We start from the raw sequence: 17,676 nt of genomic DNA, 5'->3' as shown, positions 1-17,676 counted from the left end.
AAGTAGAATCGAAAGCTAATCTAGATTGGATACCCCTTTAACTGGGGGTATCTTTTCATGTTATGGTAATTTCATTCTAAACAATGTCATTGTTCAAGCTAGCTAGAGGACTTATGCAAAAAGATATTTCATATCAGTTGAATCGAGTCGACTTAAATCTGCTGGTGGCCTTTGATACGTTGCTTAAAGAACGTAATGTCACCAATGCTGCTAAGGCGTTGTTTGTTTCGCAGTCAGCCATGAGTCGGAGCTTAAAACGGTTGAGAGAAACGTTCGATGATCCTCTCTTTATTCGAACATCGACAGGCCTGACACCGACAGCAAAATCATTAGAGTTAGGCAAAGAACTGCAACACATTCTGCCACAACTCAGTGCGTTGTTTCAGCGTAATCAATTTGATCCTCGAGAATGTAACGATACGTTTTCGATCTCCTTGCCTACTTTTCTGGGCAGTACCATTCTTCCTAATTTGGCTTTGGGGCTATTTGATGAAGCTCCGGATGTGAACTTGATAGAAATGGCAGCGAAAAGTAATCCTTATGATTTGCTAGATAAAGGGAAGTTAGATTTTGCGATTCATTATTCGAGTTCGCTAGATCAAAAATACCAAGCGACAAAGTTAGGAACCATTTACCCAAAGCTGTTTGTTCGGAGGGACCATCCTCTAGTGGGGAGAAACGCTACGTTAGATGAAATCATGCGATACCCGGTGCTCGCGATGAATGTAGAAGAGGATCACAAACAAGCATTCAACACGCCTCTTCAGCAAATATTGTTAGAGCTTGAAAGCGATAAACGACCAAAACTTAGAAGTACTCAAACTCATGTGTTAATGGAGATTGCGTCTCGCTCAGATGCGGTAATTTTTGGTATGAACGCGCTGAGTTCACTACCGGATTTCGATAGTCGGTTTGTGGACATTTACGATTTCGTAGACAGTAAACAATATCACGTAGACCTCTATTTATTGCAGCACCAGCGTACATTTACATCCGCTTCGCATCAGTGGATAGCGTCCAGATTTAGTGAGCTGTTGAACAACATACTTTGAGAACAACGCGCTCTAGTGAAACCCTTCTGGCTAATTAACTAGCTAATTAACCACTTAACAACGAATGAGCCTCGATGCCCTTATCGAGACTCATTGCTAACTATTTATACAGGCTTGCCCGCCTCATCCTCTTCAACCACATCGGTTTCTAGACTCGCTTCTGCTTGCCATTTTTGTATTGATGGGCTGTTGAGCGCGCGTTGTTGGTATAGCGCCGCTTTTTCAGAAAGCTCAATGCCGTAAGTTTGTACTCGGATGGCGACAGGGGCAAACATCGCATCTGCAATCGACCATTCACCAAACAACCAACCCTCTGGGTATTGTTCCATTTGCGTGGACCATATTTGGTCGATACGAGCGATATCTTTAAGCGCGCCTTCACTGAGTGAGAGTGTTCTTCTTGCTCGGCAGTTCATCGGCATTTCATTTCTTACATCAGAAAAACCCGAATGCATTTCTGCAGCAATTGCTCTGGCGAGAGCACGTTCTTCGCGTGATTCAGGCCATGCAGCACCGTCTAAATAGGTTTCGTTAATGTATTCAAGAATCGCCAACGAATCCCACACCGCGACATCACCATCGACCAGAGTCGGCACTTTTGCTGTCGGTGTCACTAATGCTAGCGTGTCATAAAAATCCGAGGTGAAAAGCTTGAGTTTGATGACTTCGGCATTCAGGTTGTAATTATCGAAGATTAGCCAAGCGCGCAGTGACCAAGTAGAGTAGTTTTGGTTTCCAATATAAAGCTGCATAGATGCTTCCCTGTGTTTGGTGAATATGCTTTTGAGCTTAAGGGATTGTATTGCGGCGAACTAACGGATAATTTTGATGTATTACATTAATAAAAACGATGGGTGGTTAATTCAGCATGGATATTGATGCTCTGCGAGGTTTTCTCGCGTTCGTGGAAACCAGTAGCTTCACGCGTGCTGCGAAACAGATCAATCGCACCCAATCCGCGTTTAGTGCTCAGATGCGTAAACTGGAAGAGGAACTGAATGTCACTCTGTTTCAGAAAGAGGGCCGTAACTTAATACTCACGGAAGCGGGCTTGGCGCTGCGCTCTCATGCGGAGCAGCTGGTCGCCCTTCACAATACCGCGCTGAAACAAGTAAAGCGTTATGAGGACAAACAGCCCCTACGATTAGGTTGTCCTGAAGATTACAATGACACCATTCTTCCAAAAGTCATTCGCCTGTTACAGCAAGCAGAACCTACCTGTTCCATTCAAATATTTAGCCTGCCAAGCATTACGCTGAGAGAGTGGTTGGATGATGGCCGTTTAGATGCGGCGATTGTCACCAGAGCGCCTGACAGCGAAGAGGGGCATTGGCTCACCAGTGATACCGGAGTTTGGATAAGCAGCCCTGATTTTATGCTCGATGATTCAAAGCCGATTCCATTGGCTCTGTTTCAGACCGATTGTAAATATCACGCAGCCGCGGTCAATGGTTTAGCTAAACAGGGAACGCCCTATCAACTGTTGGCTTGCAGCAATACCGCTTCGGCGCAGCGCGCGATAGTAAAAGCAGGCCTAGCGGTTGGTGCAATGGGCAAGCTCAGCGTGACTCCGGATTTAAACGTTCTTGAAGATATGCCGCCGTTACCTTCGGTCGATATTGTTTTGATCCTCGCAAGCAAACATCATCCTGTGTTAGACAAGGAAGTGCTCAATCAACTTGTCGAGTTGGACTCTGATTAGGCTTCTTTTTCGACGGCCTGACATGGCGAGCCAAAATTCGACTTCGTTCTTGTTTTACCTCAGTCAGTTTTCGCCACGACCATAAACGCACCCGCGCTTCTTTTGCGCTAGTGTCGAGATCGACGACCGGATTAAGGTAAGGAGAATCTGGTTCAAGCTCATGCATCATCACCTCCATGGGAGTCATCTTCCACGGTTCAAACAGAAGTGGAGTGGGTATGTCTGAAAGTTCTGGTACCCATTTTCGGATGAAATCTCCATCAGAATCGTGTTCTTGGGCTTGCTTGGTTGGGTTGTAAATTCGGATGGTGTTGATGCCCGTTACCCCAGCTTGCATTTGAAACTGTGGATAATGAATGCCAGGTTCAAAATCGAGGAACAGCTGAGCCAAGTGAGTGACACCATCACGCCAGTCCATATTCATATGATGCGTGAGAAAGCTCACCAGCATTGAGCGCATGCGGAAATTAATATACCCCGTATGATGCAGGCAGCGCATACAGGCATCGACCAATGGCACGCCTGTTAATCCCATCTTCCATGCCTGTAAACGTGCTGGATCTTTTAGCGTTTCATTCTGCAATAACTTCTCGTAGGCGTGATTGATGCAGCGAAATTCCATATCGCATTCCGATTCAAACTTCTGTATGAAATGACAGTGCCAATGAAGCCTAGAGGAGAGTGCAATCAAGCTGCGACGAAATCCTGCGACTTGCCAGTGTCCCAATAGGTGTTGATAAACTTCACGCAGCGATATGTTGCCCCAAGCCAAATATGGGGATAGGCGAGTACAGGCATGTCGTGAGGCTTCAGGGCTTGAGATACTGCGGTAGTAATCGCGACCACGGCGTTCAAAGAAATCATGCAAAGTTGCCCATGCCAGTGCGCTGCCGCCCGTTTGTATTCCGTTACCTTTGGTTAACCATGCTTGTGGAGGCTCGATGGCTAACTCAAGCTCTTCAGCGTCAAGAGCATGCAGTGATTCCGTGGTCAACTGACTTTCTGCTATGGGCGCGCGCATGACACTGTTCCAGTGCTTGTCCCAACCGATTCTGTTTTTCGACCCTCTCACCACAGCGCCCTGTGCGAACTCTTGCCACGGGATGTCGTGCTCTTTAAGCCAAGCAGAGAGTTGTACGTCGCGCTCAAAGGTGCAATTTAACCCTATCTCTTGGTGAGAGAAGACGTTTTTTATGTGGTAACGAGATTGGATCGCTTCGAAGCAGTCCACAGCATTGCCATGGAGTACTGAAACCTCATGTCCATGCTCTTTCAACGACTGGTTCATACATTGCAGTGATTGCCAAACAAATCGCCAATGTCGCTCAGAATAGTGGGCATTGTTTAGCAGCATGGGTTCGAAAATGTAGAGCAATATCGTTGGGTGTTTATCTGATAAAGCGTGCAGTAAAGGTACGTGGTCGGTGAGTCTTAAATCGCGCTTTAGCCATACTATGTTGATTGTTTGCATCTGAGCCCTCGTTCGTTTTGAAGCACTACGAATCTGAGGGCAAAATGTCTCACTGGAAGTGAATTTTATTTATTGATAACGAAAGGGCAGGCTGGGATCGTCATTGGTGATTACTGGAGAATCCCCAAGCTTTTCAATTTTCGATAAATGGTATTACGGCTGATACCCAGTATTCGTGAAGTCTTGCTGATATTACCTTGGTTGGCTTGATAGGTTTGCAGCAAGGTATCTTCAACGGTACTTTTTAAATCGGACTTTGGCCTACCTTCGATGGCATTGGTTGTGATGAGCTTATGATTATTATCTTGCGCTAATGACGTGAGGTGTTGAGCAAGGTGGCTAGGTACATGTTCGAGTGTGAGCTGTGGTTCGTCACTTGCCAATAGAGCTGCAACCTTAAGTAAGTTGTCTAATTCGCGGATATTACCGGGCCATGAATAGGCGCACAGCAAACTCATTAAGTGCGGGCAGATTGTCTGTTCGTCTTCGGCGTATTTACGATGAATGTGCTCGATTAAGGCATGTTTATCTTGTCGATGTTGCAGGCTTGGTAAGGTGAAGGCCAAGCCATTCAGGCGATAAAAGAGATCTTGTCGAAATTCTCCAGTTGCGACCAATTGTTCTAAGTTTTTATGTGTGGCAGCGATGATCTGACAATCGACTTGATAGCTCTGATTTGAACCCACAGGCACAACGGACTTATCTTGCAGAACATGCAGCAATCGGCACTGAGCTTCCAATGGCATGTCGGCAATCTCATCTAGAAACAGAATTCCCTTATCTGCTTGGCGGATCTTGCCTTGGAAGCCTTTGTGGCTTGCTCCTGTAAAAGCGCCTGGTGCATAACCAAACAGTTCAGATTCGATAAGATCTTTCGGTAGCGCACCGCAATTCACCGCCACTAAGGGCGAAGATTTACGTTGGCTTTGCTTGTGTAACGCCTTAACAAACTCGCCTTTGCCAACCCCAGTTTCTCCTAAGATCAACAAGCTGATCCCTTTGTCTATTACCTTGTTGGCTTGCTGCCAAGCATGTTCAATTTGTTGTTCACCGTGATGTAAATCGCACGATGCTGAGAGTGAACGCGTACGTTTGGTAGTCGTTCGTTTGAGGTGCTGTTTTTCAAATACAAAGGGTGTATCTAATGAGGTTCGATTGAAGAGGGTATCTATGCATTCGCCAACGATCGAGGTTTGATCCAGTAGTTGGGAGGCAACCTGATTGTGCGCCACTACTTCACCTGCTTCATTCGCTATCACAATCCCTTGCCAACCACTGTGCAATAACGATTTCTCACACGCGAGGTCGATTCGAGTCGTGCCTTGCGGGATATGACTCAGTAGCTGGTTTTCAACAAGCTGAACCATATTTTGAACCAGCAATTGAACGGAACTGTCGTGTTGTTGCTGCTCACTGGTGATGTCCAATACGCCAACCATTTGACCTTGATGATCGAACACCGGGCTTGCTGAGCAACTGATGAATCGATGCTGGTGGATGAAGTGCTGTTCGCCAATGATGGATACGGGCTTGGCTTCAACAATGGCGGTGCCAATCGCGTTAGTGCCTTTCAGTTGTTCCTGCCAACATGCCCCAGAGCTGAGTGCAATTGACGTCAGTTTCTCTTTAAACCGCTCCTGTCCCCAACTTGCCAGAATTACACCCTCAATATCCGTCAGAATCAAACGACTGTCAGTGCGTGCAAACATCTGATTAAACAGAGGCAGTGCATTGCGCTCGACGATTTGAATCAAGTCAGCCGATTGATGACGTCGCTGTTTAAGGATCGATTGCGGCAGGCGAATGTCTTCGGGAAGTCTTCTCTGTTTTAGACCTGCTTCTGTGCTGCGGTGCCAAGAAGACGAAAGCCAATCTGAGGTGTTTGCTTGTTGAAGGTGCATGACTGTTCCATGTCGTAACAGTGAGGGTGTACCAATTTGGAACAGTTGAACACTGGAGTGGTTTCCATACGTCCGTTCAATGCCAACTCACTTTGGGTTGTAAACGTTTGGTAATCATAGTTTTACAATTTATTAACAACAAGTTTTGAAGTTCTGGCGTGTGATTTGCGTTGTTACTGTTGTGAAGAAAACACGAAGTATCAGTGTTTTAAACAGAAAGCATAAACATGGTGGCTCTCTTCTTGCGAGCTTTCTTCTCACGGGATCTGTTCTCAAGGGAAGCCGCCATACTAGCTCGATAACATAAGCTCAATAACGAATAAACAACGACTAAAAATCAAAGAAGGATCTAACTATGATTTACGCACAGCCGGGTAGTGATAACGCAGTGGTTAACTTTAAAGCGCAATACGAAAACTTTATCGGTGGCGAGTGGGTGAAGCCTGTTAGCGGCGAGTATTTTGATAACACTTCCCCAGTGAATGGTCAGGTGTATTGCCAAGTTGCACGCTCAACCGAGGCGGACATTAGCTTGGCACTCGATGCCGCGCATGCAGCTCGTGCAAGTTGGGCTGCGACCAGTGTGACTGAACGTTCGAACATCCTACTTAAAATTGCCGACCGCATTGAAGCAAACCTAGAAGAAATCGCAGTCGCTGAAACATGGGAAAACGGCAAGCCTGTGCGTGAAACTCTGGCGGCAGATATTCCTTTGGTTGTCGATCACTTCCGTTATTTCGCGGGTTGTATTCGAGCGCAAGAAGGCAGCGCAGCAGAGCTAGATTCAAACACAGCAAGCTACCACTTTCCTGAGCCAATTGGTGTAGTAGGGCAGATTATTCCTTGGAACTTCCCGATTTTAATGGCGGCTTGGAAACTGGCACCCGCATTAGCAGCAGGCTGTTGTGTGGTGATGAAGCCAGCCGAGCAAACACCGACATCGATTCTGGTGATGATGGAAAAGATCGCCGATCTTCTACCAGCAGGCGTGGTCAACATCGTGAATGGTTTTGGTAGCGAAGCAGGCCAAGCATTAGCAACTAGCGATCGTTTGGCTAAGTTGGCGTTTACTGGCTCAACTGAAGTTGGGCATCATATTCTGAAATGTGCGGCTGAAAGCTTGATTCCATCAACGGTTGAGCTTGGCGGTAAGTCTCCAAACATCTACTTCCCAGATATCTTTAACCACGAAGACGAATACCTTGATAAGTGTGTCGAAGGCATGCTGCTTGCGTTCTTCAACCAAGGTGAAGTGTGTACCTGTCCATCACGTGTGTTGATCCATGAATCGGTCTACGACAAGTTCATCGCCAAGGTAGTCGAGCGCGCTCAAACCATTAAGCAAGGTAACCCGTTAGATACTGATACTCAGGTTGGCGCACAAGCCTCTAAAGAACAGTTCGATAAGATTCTTAGCTACCTAGAAATCGGTCGTCAAGAAGGTGCGAAAGTGCTGACAGGTGGTGAAATCGCGCAGCAACCAGATGATCTCGGCAATGGTTTTTACATTCAACCAACCATGCTGGAAGGGCACAACAAGATGCGTGTGTTCCAAGAAGAGATCTTCGGCCCAGTTATCGCGGTAACGACGTTTAAAGATGAAGCAGAAGCGCTTGAGATCGCCAACGATACCGAATATGGCTTGGGTGCTGGCGTTTGGACGCGTGATGCAAACCTAGCGTATCGCATGGGTCGCAATATTGAAGCGGGGCGTATTTGGGTGAACTGTTACCACGCTTATCCAGCGCACGCCGCGTTTGGTGGTTATAAGAAATCAGGCATCGGCCGTGAGACGCACAAGATGATGCTCGACCACTACCAAAATACCAAGAACCTGCTGATCAGCTACGATACCAATCCACTAGGATTTTTCTAAAACAGATATGTTCTAAGACGGATTAGCTTTAAGTGTTAGATAGTTGAGGGAGTGAAGAATAACTAACAACGCAGTCGGCTTAATCAAGAAAAATAAAAAGTGAAAGCAAAACCAAAACGCCCAATTCATTAGAGTTGGGCGTTTTTATGTCTGAATCGTTCTAGCTTTGCGAAAAGAAGATCTCTGGCTTGTGGACAGGGCCATAGTTGCCTTCTAGTTGGGTAAGCTCTAATCCTTGTTTGCCTATCAAAGAACCGACTAACTGGCGGTTGAACGGGTAGCTGTCGGGGTTGTTAATATACTCTTCAACATCAATCCATTTAGCTTCTGCAATCTCGTCAGTGTCTTGAATCGCGATCTCTTGAGTTTGAGCGATAAGGTGACAAATAAAGTAGAGGTTTGATTTACCGAATTGATACGGGTGCCTTGTCGCCATACCAACTACAGACACGAATGTTGCTTCTATGCCAGTCTCTTCCAAGGTTTCTCGAACTACCGATTCTTCAATGCCTTCACCCAATTCAATATGACCCCCCGGTAATTTGTAACCCGTCATGCCGTGCTCTTTGATCATCAGCACTTGGTTGTGTTCGTTGGTGATCAACGCGCCAGCGCCCAAGGTGTGGGTAGGGATGAAAGGTACAAATTCTACAATCTCGGATTTATGAATCAGCGTAATCTCTTCTTCTAAGCAGTTGTGAAACACAAAGCCAAGCTCAGTCGCCACCGGAATAAGGTGCGAGAACGAAATAGGCAAACTAATCCAAATGATGCCTTTGTTATTTTGCTTTGAAAATTCGGTGATCTGGCTAAGTTCGGCATTGAATGAGCCAGCATCGTGAGGGGCTGTTGCTGGGTCGATGATGATGCCGTTAAATTTGTCGAGCGTAAATTCCACGGGTGATCCTTTATTATTTTTGATTTATTGGGAGTCGAGCATAGGTGGAGCTTATCGTATCTTAAGGGCTTATAAAACCTGCTCTGCTTGTAGCATTTTTAAGAGTACGGCAGTCACGGGTGAAAGTGGAAAAGAGTAGAGTGTAAAGCGGGCGGCTAGAAACAAAAACTGCGCTTGGAAGCCAAAGCGCAGTCTGAAGATAAATCTTATCTAAGGTCTATTCTAACGAATATAGTTCGTATCAACACTTACGTACCAGTGCTGCAGTTTGCCGTCGGCTTTTTTGACCCACAAATCGTTGGTATAGCTCTCGATCTTACCGTTAACCGTTAAATTAAACGTGTTCTCATCGAATTCGCCAAGCTTCACGAACTGGTCTGTGGTAATCAAAAACGGGTCCATGTCGTCCACGCCAACCACATCAGAAATCACATAGTAGTGGTAAGTGAGCGGCTTACTGGCATCATTCGGGTTGCTGCGGTACGCGACAAGCTTGAATGGTTCCGTTAATGGAACATCGAGCGTTTGCTTGTCCATGGTCGCTGGAATCGGGATAAACAGCCAAGCGGTAAACAGACCGCTCAGCAAAACCATCAGGAAGAAAAGAGTCTTAATTGCTTTCATAGCAACCTTCAAAATAGGTGATGTTGAAGACGCTATGGTAACAGGTTTGATTTGCTGATTGTAAGAGTATGAATAAGTGAAGGCATCACCTGTCTGTTAGGAAGTTTGAATGAATTGACACACTGTTCATAAGCCACTATCTACACTAGTGCGAGTGACCTTGAGATAGGTTGATCATCACAACACCTGCTGCCACAAATAACATACCGATCCACACCATAGTATCGAGGTGCTGGCGGTAAACGAACGTAGAAATCAGGCTCACGGTTACGATAGCCAAACCCGCCCACAAAGAGTGAACCACACCAACAGGCATCCCTTTCATGGCTTGGCTCAAAAATAGAAATGCCGCCAAGTGTCCTGAAATCACCAATAGAGCAGGAATGGGTTTAGATAAGCTAAAACCATCAGTTGCTTTAAGTGCTACGTGAGAAAGTGCTTCCGCCATCACGCCCATCATTAAGAAAAACCAGCTCATAGTCGTACCTTTAGTTGTATTGTTTTGTTGGTATAGCGGGGTGTTTGAAAGAGTGAATCGTTGTTGCTGCTATTGAGTTACAGCGGGCTCGCCTAAATAGCAGGCACAAAAAAGCCCACACCTCACGCTTTTGCAAGGTGTGGGCTAAATCGGTGTGACTACTTGTTCAGATAAGCTGCGTGGAACTCAATGTGTTCATCAATAAAGCTAGAGATGAAGAAGTAGCTATGGTCGTAACCTGGCTGCATACGTAGCTCTAAATCGGCATTGGTTACCTTAGCCGCTTCGACTAATTGCTCAGGTTTTAGCTGCTCAATCAGGAAGTTATCGGCTTCACCTTGGTCAACCAACATTGGCAGCTTAGTGCCTTTGGTTTTTAGAAGCTCAGAGGCATCGTAGTGCTTCCACTCTTCAATATCTAAGCCCAAGTATTGGTTGAATGCTTTTTGTCCCCAAGGGCATTGCATTGGGTTGGTGATTGGGCTGAATGCCGAGATAGAACGGTAGCTATCTTCGTTCTTGATACCAATCGTTAGGGCACCGTGTCCGCCCATGCTGTGACCAGAAATCGATTTCACAGATGTTACTGGGAAGAAAGACTCAATCAAGGCTGGAAGCTCTGTTACCACGTAATCGTACATGTGGTAATGGCTGTCCCATGGTGCTTGAGTGGCATTCACATAGAAGCCTGCGCCTTGGCCGAGATCGTAGCTTTCATTGTCGGCAACGCCTTCGCCACGTGGGCTACTGTCTGGTGCGACAATCGCGATACCTTGTTCGGCCGCAGCTTTGAATGCGCCGGCTTTTTGCATGAAGTTTTCATCGGTACAGGTTAAGCCTGATAACCAATACAAAACAGGAACTGGGTTTTCTTTGCTTGCGTTAGGTGGCAAGAAAATCGCAAAACGCATGTTGCAGTCAAGCGTTGCAGAAAAGTGGGTGTATTGTTTGTGCCAACCACCAGCAACCTTTGCTTGGCTAATGTTTTCGATTGTCATCTATTGTGCTCCGTTAGGTTGATGGTTTTGGGGAATAACATGTCTATATCATCTAAAGTTTCACCACCCACCGGGCAGGAGGTGGTGAAGACAGTTTGTTGCTTTTCATTTATAGCTTTGGCCTCGATGCTCGAAAGAATCGAGGCCAAGTGAATTATCTATCCATGTGTAGAACAGTACGGATAGATTCACCTTTGTGCATTAGGTCGAATGCTTCGTTTACGTCTTGCAGACCCATAGTGTGAGTGATGAACTCTTGAAGACCAAACTCACCCGCCATGTAACGGTTAACTATTTCTGGAAGCTCAGAGCGGCCTTTAACACCACCGAAAGCAGAACCACGCCATACACGACCAGTCACTAGTTGGAATGGGCGAGTTGCGATCTCTTGACCTGCACCCGCAACACCAATGATTACCGATTCGCCCCAACCTTTGTGACAGCACTCAAGTGCTTGACGCATCACGTTTACGTTGCCGATACACTCGAAAGAGTACTCAACACCGCCGTCTGTCATCTCAACGATAACGTCTTGGATTGGCTTGTCGAATTTAGTTGGGTTGATGCAGTCAGTCGCGCCAAGCTGTTTTGCTAGCTCGAATTTGCTCTCGTTGATATCAACACCGATGATGCGGTTAGCACCAGCCATGCGAGCACCAATGATTGCAGAAAGACCGATACCGCCTAGGCCGAATACAGCAACGTTGTCGCCTTTTTCAACTTTAGCTGTGTTCAGTACCGCGCCCATACCCGTAGTTACACCACAACCTAGAAGACAAACTTCTTCAAGCGGTGCTTCTTTGCTTACTTTCGCTAGTGAGATTTCTGGGAGTACCGTGTACTCAGAGAAAGTAGAGCAACCCATGTAATGGAAAATTGTTTCGCCATTGATAGAGAAGCGGCTTGTACCGTCTGGCATTAGGCCTTTACCTTGCGTTTCACGAACCGCTTGGCACAGGTTAGTTTTACCCGATTTACAGAACTTACATTCGCCACATTCAGCTGTGTAAAGTGGGATAACGTGGTCGCCAATCTCAACACTTGTAACGCCTTCGCCGATCATCTCAACGATACCGCCACCTTCGTGACCAAGAATTGAAGGGAAGATACCTTCTGGATCGTCACCTGATAATGTGAATGCGTCAGTGTGACAAACACCAGTAGCAACGATGCGAACTAGAACCTCACCAGCTTTAGGAAGTTGTACATCAACTTCTTCCATTTTTAGTGGCTCGCCAGCTGCCCAAGCAACCATTGCTTTTGATTTGATATGAGTTTGACCAGGTTTAATTTCGATTGTCATTGGATGCTTCCTATATATGTCAGTACAGCGGATAACTGTGCAATTAGCTTCAACCCGTTAAGAGTAGTTGAGCTTAATTGTTTCCGCTCTCTCGTTTTGTTGGAGCTAGTATAGGTGCGAGTGCGAGTTTTGATAATCCCCTGAAATAGAAAATGATTATTACATATATGTAATAGTGGTGTTGGGAGTCTGCCCGACTTAGTGGTCGTAAACCTTGAGACCAACAAGCCACTTTTAGGCAAGGGGTGACATTCTTGAACCGCTTGGATGCATTGCTACCATTGATGTTCGGTCGTTCGATGTGTGATGGTTTGTATACTTGCATGTGATTTGTGTTATCAAATCATTGACGCTTGTGATGTTAGCTAACTAATTGAATTTTAAGGATTGAAGCAAGGTCGCATAAGCACTCTATATGCGACGTTTTGTAAGATATCAGAAACAATAGTGTCATTTTTCTCACCTAATCTCCTCGCCAAATTTTGAGTTCTAACTTTTTGGGAAGAGAAAATGAAAAAGAGTACATTGACCGTACTGTCAGGCTTGATAGCTGCCACATTAGCGGGTTGTAATTCAAGTTCGCCAAGTGACGACAGCGGTAATCTAGAGAGTGCAGTGCAAGTCGCATTCATGCCTGATATCCATTTTCATGACGTTTACGGTGATTTTAAAGACGGTTCGTTTGCTGGGCTCTACAACTCAGATAGTGGTGAGTATGCGACAATTCGAACGATGGAGTCGCAGATGAACTCTACTCGTCTGTTCAATGAAAACTACTTTGCGATGATCGCAGCGCTTGATGATGTGGTTGAGCGTGGCGTGAAATACGTAGCCCTGCCGGGTGACTTCAGTGACGACGGTCAGCCGATTCATATGCGTGGCTTGGTTAGCATTTTTGATCACTATCGCGATACGTACGGCCTTGAGTTTTTTGCAGCGCCGGGTAACCACGATCCAGTGCGTCCATTTACAATCCCAGCAGGCAAATCGGATTACCTAGGCGAGGGTGGTAAGAATCAGCGTATCTACAGCCGCGGTAAAGAAGAGTGTGTTGGCTATGAGGGTGAGTGGACAACCATTCCCGGTGAAGGCGACAACCTAGCAACCATATGCACTGAAGAAGTACGTGAGTGGGGCTATGAAGAGATCATGAGTATCCTTGGTACTCACGGCTTCTACCCTCAACAAGATTACCTCTACTTTGAAACCCCTTACAGCAGCGACCAAGCTCGAACTAATTACAGCTATGACTTAGCTAAAGAAGAAGCGGCGTTTGATAAGCGCATGTACGAGATCTGTTATGAAGGTACGGGCGGCAGTTACAAAGAAAGTGGTTACTCAAGCTGTTCTGAAGTGCCTGATACCAGTTACTTAGTCGAGCCAGTTAAAGGGTTGTGGTTGTTGGCCATTGACGCGAACGTTTATCGCCCTAAAGAAAACTCGTCTGATAGCTCTGTAGATGGCAACACTTTTGATGGTTCAAGCAGCGCTGGCTACAACATGATGCTGACTCACAAAGAACATGTGATCGATTGGATCTCTGATGTAGTAAAAGCAGCCAAAGAGCAGAATAAGACGCTTGTTTCTTTCTCGCACTTCCCAATGACCGACTTCTACAACGGAGCCTCTGAAGAGATCGAAGACTTGTTTGGTGAAGGAAGCCATCAACTGGCTCGTGAGCCGGATGACAATACTAGCCGAGCATTAGCTGCTACTGGCCTAAATATCCACGTTGGTGGCCACATGCACTTTAACGATACGGGTAAGAAGAGCTTCAATATCGATGGTGTACAGCACACACTCTTTAATATTCAAGCACCATCGCTAGCGGGTTACATTCCTGCGTACAAGCTGCTGAACATTCGCCCTGATAACCAAATCGAAGTTGAAACAGTGGTTATCGATCAAGTTAAACGTTACAACGAGTTATTCAGCCACTATGAAGAAGAGCATGAATACCTTACTCAAGCTGCAATCGGAGACCCAGAAGCACAAGCTAAAATCTGGAACAAAGATATTCTGAATTCAGAGAGTTACTACGAACTGACGGATTGGCATATCCGTGAATTAACGCGTCTTCGTTTTCTTCCGGGTGACTGGCCGCTAGAGATGCGCGCTATGATCATGGAAATGAACGGTGAAGAGATGATGATCATGTCTCAGCTAGAAACGAACTTTACGCTTTGTCAGCTAGCAGATGAAATGAATTATCCAGTCGAGGGTTGTGTTGTAAATGGCGTAGACGATTTCGAACAATTTAAGCAAGACTGGCAAGCAGCTACAGTTGAAGCAGAAGCTATTGCATCTCAAGAAGGTCTAGTGCTCGAAGATTTCGCTACATGGGAAGGTGAAACTCTCGCAACTGATTTCTACCGACTACGTAATGCAGACGAACTGGCATTCCGTGATATCGGTGAAACACAGCTTCGCCAATACGAACTGCTAAGCCGTGAGCTTGCTGAGTTTGACGGCACCGTGGATTCTGAACTGGGTGACCTTGGCCAATATACCGTAGGTGAAGTGTTCCGTTCTCGCTTTGGTAGCTTGTTCGTGATTCTTGAAAAATTCGCAACAGGCCAAGCGAGTGACCACTTCTTGATTGATATCGACCAACAAACTTTGACGGATCTGAAAGGTGAAGTTAAGCGCGATATTTTAAGAGACTCGACATCAGCAAACTAAGCGTTACGGCTTTGTTTTTAAAAGACTAAAAACCTTATTTGCTCGATTGCAGAAGAGCCTGTTAGCCATGAATTAGCGGGCTCTTTTATTTTGTATAAGTATGAGTTATCTAAGATCGATTCATTGAGTTTTTTGGTTAAGATCTTTTAGGGTACGTCATAATAATTGCTTACTGAAAATCGCATGAATTGGAAATAAAACTACAATATTCTGAGCGCCGTATTTTATTGTTGTGGACTCAAACATGCTTTTATCTCTCCCACCTCCAGTGATGCTGTCACTTGCCATCGTGCTTGAAGTTGTCGCAACTTCTCTATTACCTAAAACGCAGCAATTTACTTCTTTACCGGCCACTGCCGCAGTATTGGTTAGCTACGGCTGTGCCTTTTATTTGTTGTCTCTCACAGTGCAAACCATGTCTTTGGGTGTGGCGTATGCGATTTGGTGTGGGGCAGGGATAGTGCTAGTCGCAGCTTTGTCTTGGCTAGTCTACGGGCAAAAGCTCGATATCTTCGCGATTATTGGCATCGCTTTGATTCTGGCAGGTGTGGTGATTATCAACTTGTTTTCGACGTCGGTGAGTCATTGAGCGTTTCATCTTCGTTTGTTGGTAGACAAAAGTAACTTGTTAGTTTTCAGGGTTATGGATTCCGTTATATGATAGTGGTGACATAAAAATAATGGAGCAAGCTGAAGAATGAAATCTCTGAGTGAAATACTTGTGACAATGCCTAGGCGAGCGGAGCGCAAGCCAGATGATTACTTGGTGAAGTCATTTGTTCATGTTGGGTCTGTATTTTCACTATTTTCTTGTGCTGAAAACCAAATTATTTACGGCCGACGAGGCACAGGCAAAACCCACCTTCTTAGATATCTAAAGAATGACACTCAAAACCAAGGAGTTCTTACCGTTAGTCTCGACATGAGAACGATGGGATCTACAGGTGGAATGTATTCAGATACAAACTTAACCCTCAGCGAAAGAGCTTCTCGGTTATTGTCTGATACTCTCTGTGAAGTTAGAGAGCAGATTCTGGAAGAAAGTTATAATAACGATGAGTGCGATCTTTCGATTTTAGTTCCACTATTGGATAACTTCGTTGAAGAAGCAACTAATATGACAGTAGAGGGACAGTTTGAGGTTGAGACCAACTCAAGCAGTTCAGTTTCTCAAGATTCCACTAACAGTCTGAATGGGATGTTATCAACAACGCCAAAACTTGGTATTTCTATTTCAGATCGAAAACAGGAAAAGTGCTCCGACTCATCTACAATGCGAGAAAGTGGGAAAAGATCTCTTCGGATTCACTTTGGGGCTCTATCTAGGATATTGACTCGCATTGTTAAACAACTACCAGAGCAAAGCTTTTATTTATTGATAGATGAGTGGAGTGAGATTCCACTAGACCTTCAGCCATATTTAGCTGATATGCTTAGGAGAATAGTCTTTTCTATTCCATCAATCACGGTAAAAATTGCAGCCATCGAGCATCGTTCGAATTTCCGCACATGTAATAACAGCGGGGAGTTTATTGGTTTAGAAGTTGCTTCAGACGCTTCTACCTCAATTAATTTAGACCAGTTTATGGTCTTCGATAGTGATAGTGAAAAGTCGGTACAATTTTTTAAGAATCTTATTTATAAGCATGTACAAGCATCAGATAAATATGGCGTAGTTCCAGATAATGTCGAGTCATTTATCTCTCAGGTGTTTACGAACAAGCCCGCTCTAGAAGAATTTACTCGAGCAAGTGAAGGTGTTCCTAGAGACGCAATTCATATTATATCCCAAGCATCATTGTATGCTGACGGGAGAAAAATTGGAGTCACAGGAATTCGCAACGCTGCTAGGCACTGGTATACGACCTCAAAAAGCAAGGACATCAATTCTCGTAAAGAAGCAGTCAAGCTACTTGAATGGATTGTTAGTGCCGTTATTGCTGACAAAAAAACTAGAGCGTTTTTAGTGCAAAGTGATACGAATGATTCGCTAATTGATTTCTTGTTTGACGCTAGGGTGATTCACTTGATTAAGCAAGGTGTTTCCGTAAGTTCAATACAAAGTCAGAAGTTTAATCTGTATTCCTTAGACTATGGTTGTTATGCACATCTAATAAATACGAAAGATGAACCTCAAGGACTTCTCTGTGATGATTCTAGTTACATAACCGTTCCGCGAATCGACAATATGTATAACAGAAGTTCTATTCTTGATTTAGACAGATACTATCAGACGGGGTTGCTACCGTTTTTTGAGAACACTTCGGAGATAGATCTACCCAAACAATTTTACTCAAATCCAATCAAAGAATTAGATTTTGATGATGAGATCCTTGATGAACTTCCTAAATACTTGGAAGCGAGAAAAATCAAAGGGACTCTTTACCTCCCAATAGTGTTCGCGGGTCTGGTAGTTCGTGCAAAGCAGGGATATGGGTCAAGTAGTGGTAGCGAGATAACAAAAGCAATTAATACATACATAATTACAGATTCGAAGAACATAAAAGCTCCCAATAACATATCTCGAGCCTTGAGGCAGGAGCCTATGGTAAGTGAAGGTTGGCTAGAGATAGCACATCAGAGAGGTATCCCTTTGTTCAGCTTGTCTTCTGATTGGAGAGCTTACTGGACTGAATACTTTCAGTGCTCTCCTCCCAAACTTTAACTAAATTGAAGAAAGTAAAAGTTAAA

At 45.1% G+C, this 17,676-nt stretch carries 14 protein-coding genes; 6 read left to right on the top strand and 8 right to left on the bottom strand.

The window, feature by feature from the left end; translation table 11 throughout:
* The first annotated feature begins 113 nt into the window (after positions 1-113).
* The gene (locus BCT49_RS16665; RefSeq protein WP_048658969.1) at positions 114-1,052 is read left to right on the top strand and encodes a LysR family transcriptional regulator; all 939 of its coding nucleotides are present in this window, start codon (positions 114-116) and stop codon (positions 1,050-1,052) included.
* Positions 1,053-1,156: 104 nt separating this feature from the next.
* Here BCT49_RS16665 and BCT49_RS16660 read toward each other — a convergent pair whose 3' ends face one another.
* Entirely contained in the window at positions 1,157-1,804 is a 648-nt protein-coding gene (locus tag BCT49_RS16660) for a glutathione S-transferase family protein (protein ID WP_102436740.1), read from the bottom strand.
* 116 nt (positions 1,805-1,920) lie between these two features.
* Between BCT49_RS16660 and BCT49_RS16655 the strand changes: the two genes are divergently transcribed.
* On the top strand, positions 1,921-2,754 hold the full coding sequence (locus BCT49_RS16655) for a LysR family transcriptional regulator (protein WP_102436738.1): 834 nt from the start codon (positions 1,921-1,923) through the stop codon (positions 2,752-2,754).
* Here the strand turns inward: BCT49_RS16655 and BCT49_RS16650 are convergent.
* Positions 2,723-4,225, bottom strand: coding sequence for an FAD-binding domain-containing protein (locus BCT49_RS16650; RefSeq protein WP_102436736.1), 1,503 nt, complete (start codon positions 4,223-4,225; stop codon positions 2,723-2,725). The two genes, BCT49_RS16655 and BCT49_RS16650, sit on opposite strands and share 32 nt — an antisense overlap.
* A 110-nt stretch (positions 4,226-4,335) precedes the next feature.
* Positions 4,336-6,126, bottom strand: coding sequence for a sigma-54-dependent Fis family transcriptional regulator (locus BCT49_RS16645; protein ID WP_102436734.1), 1,791 nt, complete (start codon positions 6,124-6,126; stop codon positions 4,336-4,338).
* Between the two features lie 355 nt (positions 6,127-6,481).
* Between BCT49_RS16645 and exaC the strand changes: the two genes are divergently transcribed.
* Positions 6,482-8,002 carry an acetaldehyde dehydrogenase ExaC gene (gene exaC, locus BCT49_RS16640; RefSeq protein WP_102436732.1) on the top strand — a complete coding sequence of 507 codons (1,521 nt, stop codon included), beginning with the start codon at positions 6,482-6,484 and terminating at the stop codon, positions 8,000-8,002.
* 160 nt (positions 8,003-8,162) lie between these two features.
* Here the strand turns inward: exaC and BCT49_RS16635 are convergent, their stop codons facing one another.
* From BCT49_RS16635 to BCT49_RS16615, 5 genes are all read right to left on the bottom strand, one after another.
* Positions 8,163-8,900 (bottom strand): NUDIX hydrolase, encoded by a 738-nt coding sequence (locus BCT49_RS16635; RefSeq protein ID WP_102436729.1) that lies wholly within the window; start codon positions 8,898-8,900, stop codon positions 8,163-8,165.
* A gap of 222 nt (positions 8,901-9,122) precedes the next feature.
* The gene (locus BCT49_RS16630) at positions 9,123-9,524 is read right to left on the bottom strand and encodes a hypothetical protein (RefSeq protein WP_102436727.1); all 402 of its coding nucleotides are present in this window, start codon (positions 9,522-9,524) and stop codon (positions 9,123-9,125) included.
* Between the two features lie 145 nt (positions 9,525-9,669).
* Entirely contained in the window at positions 9,670-10,002 is a 333-nt protein-coding gene (locus BCT49_RS16625; RefSeq protein WP_009846216.1) for a DMT family transporter, read from the bottom strand.
* 158 nt (positions 10,003-10,160) lie between these two features.
* Entirely contained in the window at positions 10,161-11,000 is an 840-nt protein-coding gene (gene fghA / locus BCT49_RS16620; RefSeq protein ID WP_102436725.1) for an S-formylglutathione hydrolase, read from the bottom strand.
* Positions 11,001-11,154: 154 nt separating this feature from the next.
* Positions 11,155-12,303, bottom strand: coding sequence for an S-(hydroxymethyl)glutathione dehydrogenase/class III alcohol dehydrogenase (locus BCT49_RS16615; protein ID WP_048611751.1), 1,149 nt, complete (start codon positions 12,301-12,303; stop codon positions 11,155-11,157).
* 510 nt (positions 12,304-12,813) lie between these two features.
* Between BCT49_RS16615 and BCT49_RS16610 the strand changes: the two genes are divergently transcribed.
* From BCT49_RS16610 to BCT49_RS16600, 3 genes are all read left to right on the top strand, one after another.
* Positions 12,814-14,985: a metallophosphoesterase gene (locus BCT49_RS16610; RefSeq protein WP_102436723.1), complete on the top strand. Its 2,172-nt coding sequence runs from the start codon at positions 12,814-12,816 to the stop codon at positions 14,983-14,985.
* Between the two features lie 244 nt (positions 14,986-15,229).
* A complete protein-coding gene (locus tag BCT49_RS16605; protein ID WP_102436721.1) occupies positions 15,230-15,574 on the top strand; it encodes a DMT family transporter in 345 nt (114 codons plus the stop codon).
* Between the two features lie 108 nt (positions 15,575-15,682).
* Positions 15,683-17,650 (top strand): hypothetical protein, encoded by a 1,968-nt coding sequence (locus tag BCT49_RS16600; protein ID WP_060981042.1) that lies wholly within the window; start codon positions 15,683-15,685, stop codon positions 17,648-17,650.
* The last annotated feature ends 26 nt before the right edge of the window (positions 17,651-17,676 follow it).

Source organism: Vibrio lentus (assembly GCF_002875945.1).
GTDB classification, from domain to species: domain Bacteria; phylum Pseudomonadota; class Gammaproteobacteria; order Enterobacterales; family Vibrionaceae; genus Vibrio; species Vibrio apostichopi.
This window is presented reverse-complemented; position numbering and strand designations above follow the sequence as displayed.